The sequence below is a fragment of the Vibrio sp. 1731 genome, from assembly GCF_033339955.1.
Lineage (GTDB): Bacteria > Pseudomonadota > Gammaproteobacteria > Enterobacterales > Vibrionaceae > Vibrio > Vibrio alginolyticus.
In genome coordinates this window covers 190548-205902 of record NZ_JAWOVO010000005.1, presented here as the reverse complement: position 1 = coordinate 205902, position 15355 = coordinate 190548, and the positions used below count along the sequence as shown (strand labels likewise).

Annotated in this window: 12 protein-coding genes; 5 read left to right on the top strand and 7 right to left on the bottom strand. The window is 46.3% G+C overall.

Annotated elements, in window-relative coordinates:
- Positions 1 to 169 precede the first annotated feature (169 nt).
- Positions 170 to 1561, top strand: a complete 1392-nt coding sequence (gene hemN / locus R7035_RS08260; RefSeq protein ID WP_017635016.1) for an oxygen-independent coproporphyrinogen III oxidase — start codon at positions 170 to 172, stop codon at positions 1559 to 1561.
- A 69-nt stretch (positions 1562 to 1630) separates the two neighbouring features.
- Here hemN and add read toward each other — a convergent pair whose 3' ends face one another.
- From add to glnA, 6 genes are all read right to left on the bottom strand, one after another.
- Positions 1631 to 2635, bottom strand: coding sequence for an adenosine deaminase (gene add / locus R7035_RS08255; protein WP_042522594.1), 1005 nt, complete (start codon positions 2633 to 2635; stop codon positions 1631 to 1633).
- Between the two features lie 147 nt (positions 2636 to 2782).
- The gene (locus R7035_RS08250; RefSeq protein WP_053303413.1) at positions 2783 to 5329 is read right to left on the bottom strand and encodes an EAL domain-containing protein; all 2547 of its coding nucleotides are present in this window, start codon (positions 5327 to 5329) and stop codon (positions 2783 to 2785) included.
- A gap of 102 nt (positions 5330 to 5431) precedes the next feature.
- Positions 5432 to 6835, bottom strand: a complete 1404-nt coding sequence (glnG, locus tag R7035_RS08245; protein ID WP_005379267.1) for a nitrogen regulation protein NR(I) — start codon at positions 6833 to 6835, stop codon at positions 5432 to 5434.
- Between the two features lie 57 nt (positions 6836 to 6892).
- Entirely contained in the window at positions 6893 to 7939 is a 1047-nt protein-coding gene (glnL, locus tag R7035_RS08240; protein ID WP_017821940.1) for a nitrogen regulation protein NR(II), read from the bottom strand.
- Positions 7940 to 8072: 133 nt separating this feature from the next.
- Entirely contained in the window at positions 8073 to 8654 is a 582-nt protein-coding gene (locus tag R7035_RS08235) for a DUF4124 domain-containing protein (protein WP_136976535.1), read from the bottom strand.
- Between the two features lie 195 nt (positions 8655 to 8849).
- Positions 8850 to 10259 (bottom strand): glutamate--ammonia ligase, encoded by a 1410-nt coding sequence (gene glnA / locus R7035_RS08230; RefSeq protein WP_005379275.1) that lies wholly within the window; start codon positions 10257 to 10259, stop codon positions 8850 to 8852.
- A 530-nt stretch (positions 10260 to 10789) separates the two neighbouring features.
- On the opposite strand from glnA, the gene typA reads away from it, so the two are divergent.
- Positions 10790 to 12619 (top strand): translational GTPase TypA, encoded by a 1830-nt coding sequence (typA, locus tag R7035_RS08225; RefSeq protein WP_005379276.1) that lies wholly within the window; start codon positions 10790 to 10792, stop codon positions 12617 to 12619.
- 72 nt (positions 12620 to 12691) lie between these two features.
- Positions 12692 to 13234 (top strand): AAA family ATPase, encoded by a 543-nt coding sequence (locus R7035_RS08220; protein ID WP_053349756.1) that lies wholly within the window; start codon positions 12692 to 12694, stop codon positions 13232 to 13234.
- A 31-nt stretch (positions 13235 to 13265) separates the two neighbouring features.
- Here the strand turns inward: R7035_RS08220 and R7035_RS08215 are convergent, their stop codons facing one another.
- Complete coding sequence (locus R7035_RS08215) at positions 13266 to 13907, bottom strand: DUF2959 domain-containing protein (RefSeq protein ID WP_005382972.1); 642 nt, start codon at positions 13905 to 13907, stop codon at positions 13266 to 13268.
- Positions 13908 to 13941: 34 nt separating this feature from the next.
- Between R7035_RS08215 and R7035_RS08210 the strand changes: the two genes are divergently transcribed.
- Together R7035_RS08210 and dtd are read left to right on the top strand one after the other, a co-directional pair.
- A complete protein-coding gene (locus tag R7035_RS08210) occupies positions 13942 to 14886 on the top strand; it encodes a virulence factor BrkB family protein (protein ID WP_005379281.1) in 945 nt (314 codons plus the stop codon).
- Positions 14858 to 15292, top strand: a complete 435-nt coding sequence (gene dtd / locus R7035_RS08205) for a D-aminoacyl-tRNA deacylase (RefSeq protein WP_258474396.1) — start codon at positions 14858 to 14860, stop codon at positions 15290 to 15292. The genes R7035_RS08210 and dtd overlap by 29 nt, the downstream gene beginning before the upstream one ends.
- Positions 15293 to 15355 lie beyond the last annotated feature (63 nt).

The following is a 15355-nucleotide window of genomic DNA, read 5'->3' as shown; positions in this document are numbered from 1 at the left end:
GTCTCCTTATGACTAATGGGGGTATCGTGATCACGCTAGCACTTCTTTAGTTTTATACTTAAAAAGCCAGTCGGCGTTGCCACGCTTGTCATCGTCGTATGGCAAAATAGCGGCTCTGAATATCGGGTGACGGCTTTCGTTGCCCTAGCATTTAACGGAAAGTACCACCATGTCGAATCAACACACTGAATCGAAACAGCAAATCGTCTGGGATCAAGCGGTATTGGATAAGTACAACTATTCCGGGCCTCGTTATACGTCGTACCCAACGGCGCTGGAGTTTCATGAAGCGTTCACCATTTCTGATTATGATATGGCATGCACTCAATACCCAGAACGCCCATTATCGCTGTACGTACACATTCCGTTCTGTCACAAGCTTTGTTACTACTGTGGATGTAATAAAGTCATTACGCGCCACTCGCACAAAGCGGATGAATACCTCGACGTGCTTGAACACGAAATTCGTCAACGTGCTGCATTACTTGTTGGTCGCACCGTGACGCAATTGCATTTTGGTGGTGGTACACCGACGTTTCTCTCTGAAAAGCAAATCACGCGTGTAATGAGCCTGCTACGCCAAGAGTTTACTTTTAGTAGCGATGCTGAAATCAGTATCGAGGTTGACCCGCGTGAAATCGAGCTGACCATGCTGGATCATCTGCGTAGTGAAGGCTTCAATCGCTTGAGCATCGGTGTGCAGGACTTCAACAAAGAAGTGCAAAAACTGGTGAATCGTGAGCAAGATGAAGAGTTCATCGTTGCGATGGTTGCGCGCGCAAAAGAGTTAGGCTTTCGTTCGACGAACCTAGATTTGATTTACGGTTTACCGAAGCAGACCAAAGAATCTTTTGCCAAGACTCTAGAACAAGTGCTAGAGATGCAGCCGGGCCGTCTATCCGTGTTTAACTACGCGCACATGCCACAGCTATTTGCAGCGCAGCGTAAGATTAAAGACGAAGACCTGCCAAAAGCAGAGGAGAAGATGGCGATTCTGCAAGACACCATCGCGACACTGACTGGTGCTGGCTACCAATTTATCGGTATGGACCACTTTGCTTTGCCGGACGATGAACTTGCTGTTGCCCAGCGCGAAGGTATTTTGCATCGCAATTTCCAAGGCTACACCACACAAGGTGAATGTGACTTGGTTGGCTTTGGTGTTTCTGCAATCTCGATGATCGGCGATGCGTACGCGCAAAACCAGAAAGAGCTGAAGAAATACTACGCTCAAGTCAACGAACTTCGTCACGCTCTATGGAAAGGGGTCTCGCTGGACTCTGATGATTTGCTCCGTCGTGAAGTGATTAAGCAGCTGATTTGTAACTTCAAGTTAGACAAGAAAGCCATTGAGTCTGAGTTTAAAGTGAAGTTTGATCAGTACTTTAAAGAAGACTTACAGCTACTTCAGACCTTCATCAACGATGAGCTGGTGGAAGTGGATGACAATGAAATTCGTGTGACGCTGCGAGGTCGTTTGCTGATCCGTAATATTTGTATGAGCTTCGATAAGTACCTGCGAGCGAAGGCGCGTCAGCAACAATTCTCTCGTGTTATTTAATCCGAGATACAGATTCAAGATATAAAAAATGCCAGCAGATGCTGGCATTTTTTTATGTTTTCGCTGGATTTAAGCGCGATCTTTTACTTTTTCTTTCAGTTCCGCTTTTTCTGCTTCTGAAAGGAACGCAATCTCAAGGCCATTGATTTGCGCTTGGCGAATCTGGTCTTGGCTCAGACCAGCGGCTGGTGCCGCTACTTCGTATTCGTATGGCAGTTCGATACCTTCAACCGCTGGATCGTCAGTGTTAAGACACGCAAGAACGCCATGCTCTAGGAACTGCTTGAGAGGGTGGTTTTCTAGCGTTTCTACCGTACTTGTTTGGTAGTTTGACGTCAGGCAAGATTCAATACCAATGCGGTTTTCTGCTAGGTAATCCATCAGTTTTGGATCGTGAATCGCTTTTACGCCGTGACCGATACGAGTTGCGCCTAGCTCATTGATTGCTTGCCACATGCTCTCTGCACCTGCTGCTTCACCAGCATGGACCGTTACCCCAAGGCCAGCATCGCGTACTTGCTTGAAGTGAGACACAAAGCGATCACCCGGTTGGCCTAGCTCGTCACCCGCAAGGTCGACGGCAACGATGTGATCTTTCTGGCTCAGAATGCCGTCCAGTTCTTGTTGACATGCGTCAGTACCAAATGTACGACTCATGATACCGATCAGGTTGGCTTTCACGCCAAAATCGCGCATACCCGCTTGCACACCGTCCACGACGGCTTCAACAACCCCCGCTACTGGTAGTTTGTGTTTCATCGCCATGTAGTAAGGAGAGAAACGCAGCTCTGCGTAATCGATTTGTGCGTTTAGCGCGTCTTCTACGTTTTCGTACGCGACACGACGACACGCATCTAGATCGCCCAGTACAGCAACACCCCAGTCGAGCTTAGAAAGGAAAGCAACAAGAGAGGGTTCCGCTTCGACAATTTGAACGTGAGGAGTGAGAGACTCAATATCGTACGCTGGTAGGGCAATGCCAAACTTTTGGCCTAGCTCAAGAATCGTTTTAGTACGAATGTTACCGTCGAGGTGACGGTGCAAATCAGTAAGAGGAAGGTTCTTCGTTATCATTTTGTCGATCCGGATAGTTATGAACTGGAACAGGGCCCAAACATCATCTGTGACAATACATGGGTAAGATTTGCAGTTAAGTATAAATAACAGTTGGGTAGATTGTCAGTAGAGGATGACTAGGAAATCAACGATTCTCGCTCTTTTCTACTTCATGTTCACCAAATGTGTTGGCCATTCTTCTAGTGGCATAGGGCGGCTGTAGTAGAAGCCTTGCACCTGATTACAGCCTAAAGAGCGCAGTAATTGTGCTTGATTGCTATCCTCGACACCTTCCGCGACGACATTAGTTTTGAGACCTGCTGTGATATTGATGACGGCAGCGACGACTGAACTGTTTAAGTTTTCTTGTGTGAGTTGATTGATGAAGGTGCGATCAATCTTCAAGCAGGTAAACGGCAGAGAGTGGAGGTAACCCAGTGATGAGTAGCCGGTGCCAAAGTCATCTATCGCGATACCAATACCCATTTCACGCAGTTTAGTCATATTTTCTAGTGTGGTCGGTGCGCTATCAATGATACGTGATTCTGTGATCTCTAGTGTGAGGTTACTTGCTGGTAATTTCGTGATATCCAATACGCTTGTCACCGTATCAACAAAACTTGGGCAAGATAGTTGATTAACGGAGATATTCACATGCAGTTGGAAGTCCGACGGCCACTGTTTGCTTTCGATCGCTTGGTAAGTGTCGCGACAAGCTTGTAACAGAATCTGTTGGCCGATGGCTTTGATCATGCCGCTTTCTTCCGCGATTGGGATAAAATCTAATGGTGACACCATACCTGAGTCGCTATGCCAACGCGCAAGTGCTTCGGCGCCACACACTGTGCCACTGACGAGATCCACAATCGGTTGGTAATGAGGAATAAACTCTCGGTTTTCAATGCCAGTTTGGATCTTGGTCAGCATTTGTGTACGAAACTTTGAAGCGCTCGCTAGTTCTGGGCTGTAGTGACAAACACCAGTCAGTGAGTCTTGTTTGGCGTAACTTAATGCGATGCTGGCGTTGCGTAACCATAAAGGCATGGTTTCGTTTGGCTGGGTTTGTACAATACCAAGTGAAATCTTCATCACTACATTCTCGCCTTCCACCATAAATGGGGTGGAAAAGAGTTGCTGTAATCGACGCTCGGTTTGTTTAATTTTGGTTTCCGTGTCGACATTTGAGAGAAACACCGCGAATTCGTCACCACCAATCCGAGCCAATAATGCGTTGTCACGAAACTGCTGTTTTAACCTTTTAGCGATGCTGACCAACAACTGGTCGCCGTTGTGATGACCCACACTGTCGTTGATATCTCTAAATTTGTTGATGCCAAGTAAAAATAAACTGCCGTGACAAAGATGAGACTGATTTTCACAGATTTCGACCAAACCCTGACGACTATATAAGCGTGTCAGAGAGTCATAAACCAACTGTTCACGCAATGCTTTGAATGAAGCTCTTAGATTGTTCGCCATTTCATTAAAAGCATGGACCAGTACGGTTGTCTCATACACATAACCAGGCTTTGGCATGCCGCTATCCCAATCCCCATTTGCCAGGTGCTGAGCGGCGGCGGCCGTCGCGTTAATTGGTCTGGTAACTCGGTTGAAAATGATCCAACTGATGGCGATACCAAATAGGCTTACAATAATGCCAACGAGCCAGCTCTCTTGCTGGCTTTTTGGTAACAGGCCGAGAAGCTCAGACTCCGAAATGGAGGTGCCGATAAACCATGTTAAGCCGTCTTGGTCTCGATACGGGGTTAGCCGACTGAAAATACGTTGGCCATCATGTTCAAATGAAAAAGTATAAGGTTGCTTGGTGTTGTTGAGATCGAAAGACCGGACTCGGCTCGCACTGATTTTGATGATCGGGTCTGCGTTTTCAGCGGCAAGCAAACGCTGCCCTTTATCCGAAAATTTTGTGCCCCATGAGATGACGCTTCCCGGGCCTGAGTGAGCGATTAAACGATGATCTGGGTCCATGATGTAGACCGACGCTTTAGTGTTGTATTTTAACTCGCGCAGGAATTCGTTGAATGTATTGATACGAATGTCTGTCACCAAAACACCAGCAAATTGGTCGTGTTTGTACACCGGCGTCATGGCTGATAGCGTAATATCCTGGCGTTCATCAGCATTGGTATAAATTTCAGACCAAGTGGCGTTTTGGCTCTCTGCAACGGGCTTATACCATGGGCGAGTGCGAGGATCGTATTGGGAGATAACCGTTCGAATGTTGTTACTCACATGGTTGGTTCCATAAATAACCAGATCACCATCGGTGTGGCGATCTTGCACCATTAAGGTGTAATCGTCGGAAAGTTCGCGGCGAAAGCCTGCAAAGTCGCCGTTTTCTGAACCAAATGCGATTACATCCAACTGCGGTATCGATTGGTAAAGATTTTTGAATGCACTTAGCAGGTAGTTTTGAATGTCTGAGGTATCGTGAGGGCGATAAAGGTTGTGATAGCTGACGTTGTGCGCGAGAGCCATAACCGCAGTAAAAGGCTTACGTAGATAGCTATTGAGGTGGTCGTGGACACTTTCGGTTAACACGGAAAGTTGCTTGTCACTGATATCCGTGACCACTTCTTCGTAACTTTGTTTTTGGACGTAGACAATGACACCGATCGCCAGTAAGAAGATCATGACAAATGGAATCAGAACAGCAGTACGCAGTGTAATTTGAGTCGTAGCAGTAGACATCGCCTAATCACATAGATGGTGGTGCGCCACAATTGTACTGATGTTTTTATTAATATCGAGTGACAAACGACGCTCGTTGTTAACGCACCACGTAAGTGATTGTCAGTACAATTCTTTTAATTTTCTGGTGAGTGTATTTCGCCCCCAGCCTAATACTTTAGCGGCATCTTGCTTATGACCTTTAGTGTGCTCTAAGGCTGCTTCTAATAAAATGCGTTCAAATTCTGGTAAAGCGTAAGAAAGTAGTTCTTTATCTCCTGCTGCGAGTGAATGCCGTGCCCAATCCGCCAATTGTTCTTGCCAACTACCATGTGCAGAGTCTGAAATGGATTTTTTCTCTTCTAGTAGTTCGCTTGGCAAGTCATTTGGTAACACCTCGCTACCACTGGCCATAACGGTTAACCAACGGCAAATATTCTCTAATTGACGCACGTTGCCAGGCCAATCAAGGCGGTTAAGAATCTCTACAGTCGACGGGTGGAGAGTTTTTGTTTCCACACCAAGCTCATCAGCCGCACGGATAAGAAAATGCTGTGTAAGCTTTTCAATGTCTTGCTTACGCTCACGCAGTGCCGGGATCTGAACGCGAATCACGTTTAAGCGATGAAATAGGTCCTCACGAAAGTCACCTTCGTGCACCAGCTTTTCTAAGTTCTGGTGTGTTGCCGCGACAATTCGTACATCGACACTGATCGGAGAGTGACCGCCCACTCGATAAAACTGCCCGTCAGCTAGAACGCGTAGTAAACGAGTTTGAATGTCCAATGGCATGTCGCCGATTTCGTCTAAAAATAGAGTGCCGCCATTGGCTTGTTCGAATCGTCCTTGACGAACATTGTTTGCCCCCGTAAACGCGCCTTTTTCGTGGCCAAACAGTTCTGATTCAATCAAGTCTTTGGGAATCGCCGCCATATTGAGCGCAATGAAAGGTTTGTTAGCACGTGGACTGTGACGGTGCAGTGCATGAGCAACGAGTTCTTTACCCGTGCCCGATTCACCGTTAATCAAGACTGAAATAGAGGAGCGAGAAAGACGACCAATGGCGCGAAACACCTCTTGCATCGCTGGTGCTTCACCGATAATTTCAGGCGTTTCTGCTGGAATGTCTTCTGGAGAGAGCTGCTCGCGTTTGTTTTCGTGGCTGTGTGCAATGGCTCGTTCAACCAGAGTTAAAGTTTCATCAATATCAAAAGGTTTTGGTAAATATTCAAAAGCACCTTTTTGGTACGCATTCACTGCCGCATCTAAATCTGAATGCGCGGTCATGATAATCACGGGAAGGTCTGGGTAATCGCGCTGTACTTGCTTTAGTAGCTCCAACCCATCAATACCTGGCATGCGAATGTCTGATACTAGAACATCCGGCACTTCGCGTTCGAGCGCCATTAACACGCTTTCTCCATCGGCATAGGTTTCACATTTGATGTTGGCAGAGGAGAGCGTTTTCTCCATTACCCAGCGAATTGAACTGTCGTCATCAACGACCCAAACATATCCTTTACTCATGTAGTAATCCTTGCAGCAAACCGAAAAACTGACGCGACTTGAAGTCCATTAGCGCACTCAGATCGGCAGATAAATAGTAAATGTTGTGTGACCAGGCCAGCTTTCTACGTCTATTTTTCCATTGTGCTGGTCGATCAAATTTTGCGAAATAGATAGCCCTAATCCAGTTCCTCCCTCGCGGCCACTGACCATGGGATAGAACAGCGTGTCTTGTAGTTCCGGTGGAATACCTGGGCCGTTGTCTGTGATTTCGACACGAGCAGCGAGTTTACAGCGTTTGCCGTGAATATTGGCTTGATGCACCGTTCTGGTGCGAATGGTTATTTTCCCGTGCTCTTGATGGCTAAGAATTTGTGCGGCGTTGCTGACGATATTAAGCATTGCCTGCTCGATTTGGTCTGTATCCATCAAAATCTCTGGCAAGCTTGGGTCATAATCTCGTTCAATGATGATTGAGCGTTGTGACTCTAATTCAACCAGTTGGCGAACCTTTTCAAGAATTTGGTGCAGATTCTCTTGTGTCTTCTTACCTGGCTTTTGCGGTCCTAGTAATCGATCCACGAGCGCCCTTAAACGGTCTGCTTGCTCAATGATGATGTGTGTATATTCGGTGAGAGAGGGCTCTGGCAGCATTTTTTCTAGCAATTGCGCCGCACCGCGTAAGCCGCCAAGCGGATTTTTAATCTCATGTGCAAGCCCTCGGACTAACAGCTTCGCTGCTTGTTGTTGGGCGTGTTGGTTCAGTTCTTGAGAGAGTCGGCGCTGCTGATCAATTTTGCGCATCTCGACCAGAAGCATCAACTGCTTTTGCCAAGTGATAGGGCTAACCGTCACCTCTAGCATTAAAGGGCGGCCATCAACAACGAAAGTGACGTCACTGTCGGTGATGCTTTGGCCACTTTGCAACGGTTGAGTGAGCAGCGCGAGATCCAGCGACGCATGCTGAATCAATTGAGAAAGTGATTGTTCAATAATTCGTTTGGCGCTTTGAGAAAACAGCAATTCGGCAGCCGGATTGGCATAACGGATGGCCAATCCATCATCAAGAATCAGCGTTGCTGTCACCATATTGTTGAGAATGGCACTAGGAAGACTGGTATCCACATTACGTCCTTGTTTTGCTTTAAGATTGTGCGATGCACAATAATGGTGCAATTGAACGTTAAGTATGGCGAATAAATCTTAGAAGAAAAAGTGAAAAGCATCGCTGTGATGTGATTTTTTTTCACCAGATATTCTATTTTGCCCCTTTTACGGTCGGCTTAACACTTGCTCTATGTAAATGCACCGTTATAGGGCTAGTAGATGCAATAAGCTTGCCGCTTCTTTTCGCGTGCACAGCAAGTGTGTGAGTGCCTCGGTCAATATTGTTTAACTGCCACACTATATGGTTTTGTGGTGCACCATAAGGTTTTCCATCGAGTAACAATTGCAATTGCTCACCGATACCGAGCTTGCGATTGGTTTCTAATTGAATATTGATGATGCCTCGATTGCTGCGGATGGTCTCGTTGTGCTTGGGGGTCTGCATTGAAAGTTCTAATGGAAGAGGCTTCTCGGTTGTTTTCTCTGGCTTGTTTTGTGATGCAGTAGATGGCGTAGTCTGAGGTGCGAGCGATTCAGTACTTTCTACCTCAGGAGCTGGTGCGCTGGCTTCAAGGTTTGGCAGTGCGATCGCTTTTGCTCCTTTGTTTGGCGTATCACTAAAGTGAACCACGCCATTTTCATCTACCCACGTATACGCGACCTGCGCGAAGGCGATAGAGGCGATTAACAATCCGCTGAGTGCACACAGTGATGGAATAAGCTGAACTTTCATTGCTCACCTTCTCTTGTTCGATGATTTCACGTTTCAATGGCTTAGCTCTTTGACCTGTAAGGAAAAATTCTAAGCGTATTTTTATTATCCCCTCATGTTAAACGTCGAAGCTTGAGTGGCGAATACAAAAAAGGCCCGCCTGCGAGGCGAGCCTAATATTTTATTGCTGTGTTTACATTTTACACAGTGTCGACCTTACACAGAGTAGTAAAGTTCGAACTCAACAGGGTGAGTTGTCATGTTTACACGCTCTACGTCCTGAGACTTAAGGTCGATGTATGAATCGATGAAGTCGTCAGAGAATACGCCGCCCGCTGTTAAGAACTCACGATCAGCATCTAGCTCTGCTAGCGCGTCTTTTAGTGAGTATGCAACAGTTGGGATTTCTGCTGCTTCTTCAGCTGGAAGATCGTAAAGGTCTTTATCCATCGCTTCGCCTGGGTGGATCTTATTCTTGATACCGTCAAGACCAGCCATAAGCATTGCTGCGAAACATAGGTATGGGTTCGCCGCTGGGTCACCGAAACGAACTTCGATACGACGTGCTTTCGGGCTTGGTACCACTGGGATACGGATTGAAGCAGAGCGGTTACGCGCTGAGTAAGCTAGCATTACTGGTGCTTCGAAGCCTGGTACAAGACGTTTGTACGAGTTTGTTGATGGGTTAGCGAATGCGTTGATTGCACGAGCGTGTTTGATGATACCACCGATGTAGTAAAGCGCCATTTCAGATAGACCGCCGTACTTGTCACCAGCAAATAGGTTTACGCCATCTTTTGCTAGAGACTGGTGAACGTGCATACCGCTGCCGTTGTCGCCAACAAGTGGTTTAGGCATAAACGTCGCTGTTTTACCAAACGCGTGAGCAACGTTGTGTACAACGTACTTGTAGATTTGGATTTCGTCAGCTTTGGTTGTTAGCGTGTTGAAACGAGTTGCGATTTCGTTTTGACCCGCCGTTGCCACTTCGTGGTGGTGCGCTTCAACAACAAGACCCATTTCTTCCATTACTAGACACATAGCAGAACGGATGTCTTGAGATGAATCTACTGGAGCTACTGGGAAGTAACCACCTTTAACGCCTGGACGGTGACCTTTGTTACCTTCTTCGTAGTCAGAACCTGTGTTCCATGCCGCTTCTACGTCGTCGATCTTGAAGAAAGAGCCTGACATGTCCGTCGAGAACTTCACGTCATCAAATAGGAAAAATTCTGGCTCAGGACCGATAAGTACAGTATCTGCAACACCTGTAGAACGCATGAAGTCTTCAGCGCGTTTTGCGATAGAGCGTGGGTCACGGTCATAGCCTTGCATTGTTGCAGGCTCTAAGATGTCACAACGGATATTTAGTGTTGCGTCTTCCGTGAATGGGTCAAGCACAGCAGAAGATGCGTCAGGCATCATTACCATGTCTGATTCGTTGATACCTTTCCAGCCAGCAACTGATGAACCATCGAACATTTTACCTTCTTCGAAGAAGTCTGCGTCGATTTGGTGAGCAGGGATCGAAATGTGCTGCTCTTTACCTTTTGTATCAGTGAAGCGTAGGTCAACAAACTTAACTTCGTTTTCTTGGATCAGCGATAGAACGTTTTCTACTGACATCTTGGATAACCTCCAGTGTTAATAAGCGGTAAAAGCTCGATTTATGAATTATTCATGAAACCTGGCATTGATTAATCAATTTGACTTTTCATTAATCGATGCTGTTTTAACTAAAGCCAAAACCGTGCCAAAAAAAATATTCCATTAATTTCAAGCAATTGTGTTTTTGAATGCTAGTTTGGTGCACTTGCTTGCACCAAAATGATCTTTGCTTGCACTATTATGGTGCCAAAAATCATTGTTGCACCATAATGTGACAGGTACATTGCGTATTCAGCCCAGTTTTTGAGCAAGAGTCAATTTGAATTATGCATCGATTAGAATAAAGTTGCGTTTAATCAATTCGTTCTGAGGAAGAAAATGGGCATTAAGCGTAAAAATCGCAGAAATGCTCGGGAGTAGATCACATATTTCTAGGCTTTTTGCTAAAATCTGGTACATTATGGCCGTTTTTTTAATCAGCAAATGTCGCCAGAGAGCACCCGTTCTCAGCGTGGGGGCATTTCATCTATCTAAGTGAATCAATATCCATGGCTACTCCACAGATTGATAAATTAAGAAATATCGCGATCATCGCGCACGTTGACCACGGTAAAACCACGTTGGTTGACAAGCTGCTACAACAATCAGGCACGCTTGAGTCTCGCGGTGAAGCTGAAGAGCGAGTCATGGACTCGAACGACATCGAGAAAGAGCGCGGTATTACCATTCTTGCTAAAAACACAGCAATCGACTGGAACGATTACCGTATCAACATCGTAGATACTCCGGGACACGCGGACTTCGGTGGTGAAGTTGAGCGTATCATGTCGATGGTAGACTCTGTACTACTTATCGTTGACGCAGTCGATGGTCCAATGCCTCAAACGCGTTTCGTAACACAAAAAGCGTTTGCTCACGGTCTAAAACCAATCGTTGTAATCAACAAGATTGACCGCCCTGGTGCACGTCCTGATTGGGTTATGGACCAAGTGTTCGACCTGTTCGACAACCTAGGTGCAACTGATGACCAGCTAGACTTTAAAGTAGTTTACGCATCAGCACTTAACGGCTGGGCTTCTCTAGAAGAAGGCGAAACTGGCGAGAACATGGAACCACTATTCCAAACTATCGTTGATGTTGTTGACGCGCCAAATGTTGACCTTGATGGTCCACTACAGATGCAAGTTTCTCAGCTAGACTACAGCTCTTACGTTGGTGTTATCGGCGTGGCTCGCGTAACTCGTGGTAGCGTTAAACCAAACCAGCAGGTAACCATTATTGGTGCTGACGGTAAAACTCGCAACGGTAAAGTGGGTACAGTAATGGGCTACCTTGGCCTAGAGCGTCACGAAGTGGAACAAGCTAACGCGGGTGATATCATCGCAATCACTGGTCTTGGCGAGCTGAAAATTTCTGACACTATCTGTGCACAAAACGCAGTAGAAGCATTACCACCATTGTCTGTTGATGAACCAACAGTAACAATGACGTTCCAAGTAAACACGTCTCCATTCGCGGGTAAAGAAGGTAAGTTCGTAACGTCACGTAACATCCTTGAGCGTCTTGAGAAGGAATTGGTACACAACGTTGCGCTACGCGTTGAGCAAACAGACGATCCAGATAAATTCCGCGTATCAGGTCGTGGTGAACTTCACCTTTCTATCCTGATCGAAAACATGCGTCGTGAAGGCTTTGAGCTAGCAGTATCTCGTCCAGAAGTAATCATCAAAGAAGAAGATGGTCAGTTGATGGAACCGTTCGAGACTGTAACGATCGACGTAATGGAAGAGCACCAAGGCGGCATCATGGAGAACATCGGCCTACGTAAAGGTGAGCTGAAAGACATGTCTCCAGACGGTAAAGGTCGTGTGCGTATGGACTTCGTTATGCCATCACGTGGTCTGATCGGTTTCCAAACGGAATTCATGACACTGACTTCAGGTTCAGGTCTTCTTTACCATACGTTTGATCACTACGGCCCTCACAAAGGCGGTAACATCGGTCAACGTGTAAACGGTGTACTAATCGCGAACGCGATGGGTAAAGCGCTAACTAACGCACTGTTCAACCTTCAAGAGCGTGGTCGTCTATTTATCGGTCACGGTGTTGAAGTTTACGAAGGTATGGTTATCGGTATTCACAGCCGTGACAACGACCTAACGGTAAACGCACTGAAAGGTAAGCAGCTAACCAACGTTCGTGCATCTGGTACCGATGACGCACAGGTTCTTACTCCGCCTATCAAGATGACTCTTGAGCAAGCACTAGAATTCATCGATGACGACGAGCTAGTAGAAGTAACGCCTGAAAGCATCCGTATCCGTAAGAAGTTCCTAACGGAAAGCGACCGTAAGCGTGCTTCTCGTGGCGCGAAATAATTTTCGTTAAGCGATTCAATTAAGAAGAAGCCTCGAGTTATGCTCGGGGCTTTTTGTTTTCTGGAGTTGAATATGAACCCGATTATTATCACCGGTGGGCCAGGTGCGGGAAAAACAACACTGCTGAATGCGCTAGACGCGTGTGGTTACGCCACGTTTCCTGAAGGTTCTCGCGACTTGATTGAGCAGCAAAGCCAGTTAGAAAATGGTGTTTTGCCGTGGACGAATTTACCTGAGTTTGCCAAGTTATGCCTTGGGTTGATGGACAAACAAAAGAGTGATGCGCGTTGTCATGATGTTGCGTTTGTTGATCGCGCCATCCCCGACATCATTGCATACCTACAAGTGGGCGGCTGTAAGGTTGACCAAGCTTTCTTAACCGAAAGCGCTGGGTACCATAGTCAGGTGTTTACTTGTCGACCTGAAGCATCCATTTACGTACAAGATGAAGTGCGTCCGCACAGCTTTGAAGAAGCATTGGAGATTCATCAGTCGTTAGTGAGTGTCTATACTGAGTTGGGTTATGAAGTGGTAGAAGTGCCATGGGGAACTGTACCAGAGAGGGTAGGCTTTGTTCGAAGAGTCATCGGTTTACTCGGTGAGGTCGCCGACTAAAACCTCCTCACTAGGAGGAGGTCTAAATCATTTACTTTTGATTGAGCTTTTGTAGGAATTTATCGGACTCTGCAATCGCTTCGTTCATTTGTTTGATCGCAAACTGAATGTCTTTCTCTAAGCTAGAGAACTCACCTTGCAAAGAACCAATCGCACTGGCGTTAAGGTTGTGTTTTAAGTACAACGTGTTGTCACGTAGCGTATCCAGTACCGGTGTCATCTTTTTCTCTGCACGCTTCATAGCGCTAAGCATGGTTTTGTACGAGGCTTTGGTTTCACGTAGTTTTTGCTCGCTTGAACGACGCAGTTTCGCACTCGAGTACAGCTCTAGCTCATCTTGCCACTCATCAAACAGTGCGCCGGATACGTCTTCAATCGCAGCAATACGGTCACGTACGTCTTGAGCCGCTTTTTCGCTATCTTCGTATTTGTCATTGATGTTGTTGTAGACATTTTCTAGCTCACCACCATCAAAGTTGGTGATCGCAGACAAGGCTTCAAGTGCACTGGTGAATTCTTCTTGTGCATCTTGTTGAGATTCTTTGGCATCTTCGACGCGGTCGACCATAATATCTCGTTTATGATACCCAACCTGCTCCATTGCTGAGTAATAAGCAGATTGACACCCTGTTAAAGTGAAAATTGATAGTACAATTGCTAATAAATAAGGCATTCTTATGTCCTCGGCGCTAATTATGGGATGAACTATGAACCAGTTATCAGAGAGTTACAAGGCGAGATTAATCAATCTACTGCCAAGTTGCGTCGCGTTTTTTAAGTATCTTCTTAAGCGATTAACGCATGACCGTGTGAATGTGAACGCGGGCTATCTTGCCTACATTACCTTGTTATCCATCGTGCCAATGCTGACGGTATTGTTATCAATATTGTCGAAATTTCCCGTTTTTGCGAACGTTGGTGAGGTGCTGCAAGGCTACATTATTGAGAATTTTGTGCCAGCTTCTGGAGAAGCTGTACATACGGCATTACAGGAATTTGTGGCGAATACGGGCAAAATGAGCGCGGTTGGCGGTGGGTTTTTATTCATCGCAGCGGTCATGCTGATTTCCAACATTGATAAGAACTTAAACTACATTTGGCGAGTTAAAGACAAGCGCCGTTTAGTCTTTTCATTCTCTATGTATTGGATGGTACTCACGTTAGGGCCGATCATGGTCGGTGCGAGTATTGCGGCGACGTCGTACGTGACTTCGCTGCAAATTTTAGAGAACGAGACATTATCTGGTGCGTTTAATTTATTTCTGCGTTGGCTACCGTTGTTGCTGTCCTTTTTTGCTTTTCTTGGCTTGTATATTCTAGTGCCGAATAAAAAAGTACACCTCGCTCATGGTGCCATGGGGGCAGCAGTCGCCGCGATACTGTTCGAGTTGAGTAAAAAAGGCTTTGCGCTTTACATCACTCAGTTTCCGTCTTATCAGCTCATCTACGGCGCGTTAGCGGCGATTCCTATCTTATTTGTTTGGGTGTATTTATGCTGGATGATCGTGTTATTGGGGGCGGAAGTTACGGCTGCGCTTGGTGAGCGAGAGCACTGGAGTGAAGATTTAGACATGATACACTCGACCGCTGAATCTCAGTTAACAGATGAAGGAAGCGAGAGTAGTGATAGCGCTAATTCAACGAGTCAGTGAAGCAGCCGTCCGCGTGGATGGTGAAGTCGTAGGAGAAATTGATCGTGGTCTGCTGGTCTTATTGGGCGTAGAGAAGGACGACGGTGAAGCTAAAGCAAAGCGTTTAATGGAGCGTGTTACAACCTACCGTGTGTTCGAAGATGACGAAGGCAAGATGAACCTGAACGTTAAACAGGTGGAAGGTAAAGTGCTGGTGGTTTCTCAATTTACGCTGCCTGCGGATACAAAAAAAGGCACGCGAGCTGGCTTTTCTCGCGGTGCGCATCCTGTTGATGCAGAGCGCTTGTATGATTACTTTTCTGACTTGTGTGAAGAAGTCTTACCCACACAGCGTGGCCGCTTCGCTGCCGATATGAAAGTGTCCTTGGTGAATGACGGTCCTGTGACGTTTTGGTTGCAGGTCTAATCTGGTAACACAGGCGCCATAGTCTAAGCTTTAACTCCAAGCTCATGGAATTGGCTTGGAGTA